The following is a 5,548-nucleotide window of genomic DNA, read 5'->3' as shown; positions in this document are numbered from 1 at the left end:
AAGCAAGACAGGGGTTCCGTTGCTCTGAGGTAAATCAAGCCTCGCATCCCCAGTTCATGGGCCAGGACGGGTCGGCGCAAGCTGGCCCGTTTGCGTTGGGCGGAGCATTCTTCGAACAACAGCGAGGCCACCATGCGCGCACCACCGACGCCTGAAGTCGAGACCATCGCCCCCGCACTCGAGACAAGTGCAGACCTGAACCCCGGCGGCATCGCGGCCGCCGCTACGGCAGCGGCTTTGCTGGCTGCCTGCGGTGGAGGAGGGGGAGGCGATGCGCCGACCCCATCGCCGTCACCACCGCCWCCGCCGCCACCTCCACCCCCACCCCCGCCGCCACCCGGCATCACCGACGCCGAAGCCGCGCGTTTCCTGGCCCAGGCCGGCTTTGCCGCGAGCGCAGCCGACATCGCCACCGTCAAGGCCAATGGCTACGCCGCCTGGCTGGACGCGCAGTTCGCGCTGCCGGTCAGCGATGGCCATTTCGACTGGATGGTGGCCAATGGCTATGCCATCGTTGACCACCGCAATGACTTCGGCGGCGCCGACAACACGCTGTGGCGCAAGCTGCTGTCCGCGCCCGATTCGCTGCGCCAGCGCGTTGTGCTGGCCCTGAGCGAGATCTTCGTCATCTCCATGAGCGGCCTGCCCATGCCCTGGCGGGGCTTCGCCATCGCCTGCTATGTGGACATGCTGGAGCAGCGCTGCTTTGGCAGCTACCGCGATCTGCTGAACGCGGTGACGCTGTCCAATGGCATGGGCGTGTATCTCGCCACGCGCGGCAACCTCAAGGAAGACACCAACACTGGCCGCGTCCCCGACGAGAACTACGCCCGCGAGGTCATGCAGCTGTTCAGCATCGGCCTCTACCAGCTCAATGCCGACGGCACGCTCAAGCTCGACGGCAGCGGCAAGCCCATCGAAACCTATAGCCAGACCAATATCACCGACCTGGCGCGTGTCTTCACCGGCTGGGACTTCGACAGCTACAGCGGCAGCGACCCGGCTTTCATGAAAAAGCCCATGGTCAACATCGCCTCGCGCTTCTCGACCGGGGCCAAGAAGGTGCTGGACGTCGACATCCCGGCCTCGGCCGACGGCCCGGCCGCATTGAAGATCGCGCTGGACACACTGGCTGCCCATGCCAACGTCGGCCCCTTCATCGRCCGGCAACTGATCCAGCGCCTGGTGGCCTCCGACCCCAGCCCCGCCTATGTCGGCCGCGTCGCCGCCGTCTGGGCCGATAACGGCGCCGGCGTGCGTGGCGACCTCAAAGCCGCTATCAAGGCCATCCTGCTGGACACCGAAGCGCGCACCATTTCCGCAGACCCCGGCGCGGGCAAGCTGCGCGAACCGCTGCAGCGCTTCATCCAGTGGGGGCGCAGCTTCGGCGTCACCTCACCCAATGGCCTCTGGAACATCGGCAACACGAGCGACTCGGGCACGCGCCTGGGCCAGAGCCCGCTGCGCAGTCCTTCGGTCTTCAACTTCTTCCGCCCCGGCTATGTGCCGCCCAACTCGCAGCTGGGTACGAACGACGTCACGGCGCCCGAGTTCCAGCTCTGCAACGAGAGCACGGTGGCCGGCTACATCAACTACATGCAGAAGGCCATTGCCGACGGCATCAACGATGTGAAGCCCAGCTACACGGCCGAGCTCGCATTGGCGGGCGATGCGCCGGGTCTGGTCGCGAGCCTGGCAGTCCGCCTGGGCGGTGGTGGCATCTCAGCCACTACGCAAGCCACGGTCAGCACGGCGATCGCGACCATCTCCGCCGCCAGCGACACCGGCAAGGCCAACCGCGTGCAGGCCGCCATCCTGATGCTGATGGCCTGTCCCGAATATCAAATCCAGAAGTGAGGGGCCGTCCATGAAGCTCAACCGACTCCCCGAACTGCAGCGCCGCGAGTTCCTGCGCCGCGCCGGCGCCCTGGGCATCGCGGGCAGCGCCGCGCCCTGGGCGCTGAACCTCGCCGCACTGGGCGAAGCCGCCGCGGCCACAGCGCCTGGCGACTACAAGGCCCTGGTCTGCGTTTTCCTGTATGGCGGCAACGACCACGGCAACACCCTGGTCCCGTACGACCAGGCCAGCTACAACGCCTATGCCGGCATCCGCCAGACTCTGGCCACGCCGCGCGAGCAACTGGCCGCGACGGCCCTTGCACTGAACGTCGGCGGCCGTCAGATGGCCCTGGCGCCCCAGCTCGGCRAGCTCAAGGGCCTGTGGGACAGCGGCCGGCTAGGCATCCAGCTCAATGTCGGCACGCTGATCCAGCCGACCACGCTGGCCCAGTACAACGCCAAAAGCGTGCCACTACCGCCCAAGCTGTTTTCGCACAACGACCAGCAGTCCGTCTGGCAGAGCAGCTCGCCCGAGGGCGCCACCTCGGGCTGGGGCGGCCGCATGGGCGACCTCTTTCTGGGCGGCAACGGCGCGGCCACTTTCACCTGCATCAATGCCGCGGGCAATGCCGTCTTCATGTCCGGCAAGCAGGCCGTGCAATACCAGGTGTCCACCAGCGGCGCCGTGCCCATCAACGGCATTTTGAAGCCGCTGTACGGCTCCCAGGCCTGCGCCGATGCGTTGCGCGGCCTCATCACGGCCGACCGCACGCACTGGATGGAGGCCGAGCTGAACAAGGTCGTCGCGCGTTCCGTCAGCGCCCAGGGCGTCGTCACTGCCGGCCTGGCCGGCGTGCCAGCGCTGCAGACGCCTTTCGATGCGGCCAGCAGCCTGTCCAACCAGCTGCTGATGGTGGCCCGGCTCATCGGTGCACGCCAGGCCCTGGGTGCGACGCGCCAGGTGTTCTTTGTTTCCCTCGGCGGCTTCGACACCCACGATTTCCTGCTCGACGAGCACCCGGGGCTGCTGACCGCTGTCAACGACGCGCTGGCCAGCTTCTACGCGACCACGGTCGAACTGGGCGTGGCCAACCAGGTCACCACCTTCACAGCCAGCGACTTCGGCCGCTCACTGACCAGCAACGGCGACGGCTCGGATCACGGCTGGGGCAGCCACCATTTCGTGCTCGGCGGGGCGGTGCAGGGCGGCAAATACTGGGGCACGCTGCCCTCGGTCAGCATCAATGGCCCCGACGACGTCGGCCAGGGCCGTCTGCTGCCGACCACCGGTGTGGATCAGCTCGGCGCGACGCTGGCCACCTGGATGGGCGTCGGCACTGCCGACCTGCCTCGCGTGCTGCCGCAGATCGTCAACTACAGCCAGCGGGATATGGCTTATTTCTGAGTTCGGGGGCATGCCTAAGATGGCCCCATGCTCCGCCTCCTGACGCCTCTTCTCCTGGCCAGCCTGCTGGCCCCGGCCCATGCCCTCGACCAACCCGAGGCCGCCACCAGCCGCACCGCCAAGCAAGGCGGCCTGACAGCGCCGGCCAAGCGCTTTGCGGTGACGGCGGCCAACCCGCTGGCCGTGGATGCGGGCATCGAGATGCTGAAGGCCGGGGGCTCGGCCGTCGACGCGACCGTTGCCGTGCAGGCCGTGCTCGGCCTGGTCGAGCCGCAGTCCAGCGGCATTGCGGGCGGCGCCTTCCTGATGCATTGGGACGGCCGCCAGGTGCAGACCCTGGACGGCCGCGAGGCAGCGCCGGCCGCAGCCACGCCCGAGCTCTTCTTGAAGGCCGACGGCAAGCCCCTGCCGATGCGCGAGGCCATCATGAGCGGCCTGTCTACCGGCGTGCCGGGCGTGCTGGCCATGCTGGCCGAGGCGCACCGCCAGCACGGCCAGCTGCCCTGGGCCAGGCTGTTCGAGCCGGCCATCCGCCTGGCCGAGCGGGGCTTTGCGATCAGTCCGCGGTTGTTCGAGCTGGCCTCGGCCGAGGCGCAGTTGCGAAACGATCCGCAGGCCGGGTCGTACTTTTTCGATGCGACCGGCGCTCCCAAGCCGGTCGGCACCGTGCTGAAGAACCCCGCCTATGCCGCCGTGCTGCGCGGCATTGCCATCAAAGGCCCCAAGGCCTTCTACGAGGGCGCCGTCGCCGAGGACATCGTGCGCCGCGTGAAAGGCCATGCCCGCCCGGGCCTGCTGAGCGCGGCCGACCTGGCGAGCTACAAGGCCTTGGCCCGCCCGCCGCTGTGCAATGACTGGCGCGTCTACCGCATCTGCGGCTTCGGCCCGCCCACCTCGGGCCATCTGACGCTGATGCAAATCCTCGGCCTCCTTGACACCCAACATGCGGCAGTGGCGGCCCAAGGCATCACGGCGGACTGGATGCATGCCTACGCCGAATCCGCCAAGCTGGCCTTTGCCGACCGTGCCCAGTTCATCGGCGATCCGGCCTATGTCGCCGCGCCGGGCGGTGACTGGCAGAACCTGCTTGCGCCGGTATATCTGAAGCAGCGCGGTGCGCTGATCGGCCCCAAGGCCATGGGCGTGGCCACGGCGGGCCAACCCGCGGCCATCAAGCAGGCCCTTGCGCCCCAGGCCGAGCAACTCGAGGCCGGCACCAGCCAAGTCAGCGTCGTCGATGCCGAAGGCCATGCGGTGGCGATGACGACCAGCGTCGAATCCGCCTTCGGCAGCCGCGTCATGAGCGACGGTGGCACGGGCCTGGCCGGCGGCTTCATGTTGAACAACACGCTGACGGACTTCTCGCTGAACCCGGTCGGTGCCGACGGCAAGCCGGTGGCCAACCGTGTCGAGGCCGGCAAGCGACCGCGTTCCAGCATGGCGCCGACATTGGTCTTCGACCGCGACGGCAAGCTCGTCATGGTGGCCGGCTCACCCGGTGGGCCGGTCATCATTCATTACGTCGCCAAGGCCATCACCGGCGCCCTGGCCTGGGGCCTACCGCCCCAGCAGGCGGTGGACCTGCCCAACTTCGGCCATTTCAACTCGGGCCAGCTCATCGTCGAGCGTGGCGCGCTGACGACCGAGCAACTGGCCGACCTGCGCGGTCGTGGCCAGCAAGTAGTCGAGACCGACCTGACCAGCGGCCTGCAGGTGCTGGTGCGGGTCAAGGAAGGTTGGGTCGGCGGCGCCGACCCGCGCCGCGAGGGCGTCGTCCGTGGCGAGTAAGTCGTCCTGCCGCCGCGCGGCATCTTGTCTGACACCGCTGCCCGCCAGCCGCCCACTAGGCTGGTTAGGTTGTGAGCCGCGGGGTCAGCGATGGACGAAGTGCAAGGATGTTGTCTTTCACGCCGGGACGTCTTGATTGCGGGCGCCGGCACGGCAGCCGCCTCAGCCGTTGAGGCCGCTGAAAGGGAGCCGGCCATGTCCAATGGAACGACGGGACGCGTGACCCTGGAGGTCAACGGCCAGTCCCACAGCGTCGATGTCGACACGCGCACAACGCTGCTCGACCTGCTGCGCGAGCACCTCCACCTGACTGGCACCAAAAAGGGCTGCGACCACGGCCAGTGCGGCGCCTGCACGGTGCTGCTGGACGGCCGGCGCATCAACAGCTGCCTGATGCTGGCCGTCATGGCGCCGGGCGCCAAGGTCACCACCATCGAGGGCCTGGGCACGCCGCAGCAGCTGCATCCGCTGCAGGCCGCCATCGTCGCGCATGATGGCTACCAGTGCGGCTACTGC

The 5,548-nt window shown here is 68.3% G+C and carries 4 protein-coding genes; all 4 read left to right on the top strand.

Translation table 11 applies throughout. The annotated features are described in order from the left end of the window. Positions 1-132 precede the first annotated feature (132 nt). Positions 133-1,857 (top strand): DUF1800 domain-containing protein, encoded by a 1,725-nt coding sequence (locus tag ACXJKR_RS22765; protein WP_457324742.1) that lies wholly within the window; start codon positions 133-135, stop codon positions 1,855-1,857. A gap of 10 nt (positions 1,858-1,867) precedes the next feature. Then, the gene (locus ACXJKR_RS22760) at positions 1,868-3,244 is read left to right on the top strand and encodes a DUF1501 domain-containing protein (protein ID WP_457324741.1); all 1,377 of its coding nucleotides are present in this window, start codon (positions 1,868-1,870) and stop codon (positions 3,242-3,244) included. A gap of 27 nt (positions 3,245-3,271) precedes the next feature. Next, positions 3,272-5,032: a gamma-glutamyltransferase family protein gene (locus ACXJKR_RS22755; RefSeq protein ID WP_457324740.1), complete on the top strand. Its 1,761-nt coding sequence runs from the start codon at positions 3,272-3,274 to the stop codon at positions 5,030-5,032. 90 nt (positions 5,033-5,122) lie between these two features. Then, the coding region (locus ACXJKR_RS22750) for a 2Fe-2S iron-sulfur cluster-binding protein (protein WP_457324739.1) at positions 5,123-5,548 on the top strand (426 nt) is incomplete at its 3' end.

The sequence above is a fragment of the Roseateles sp. P5_E11 genome (genome assembly GCF_054049355.1).
The sequence above is the reverse complement of the archived record's forward strand: the minus strand, read 5'-3'. Positions and strand labels throughout refer to the sequence as shown.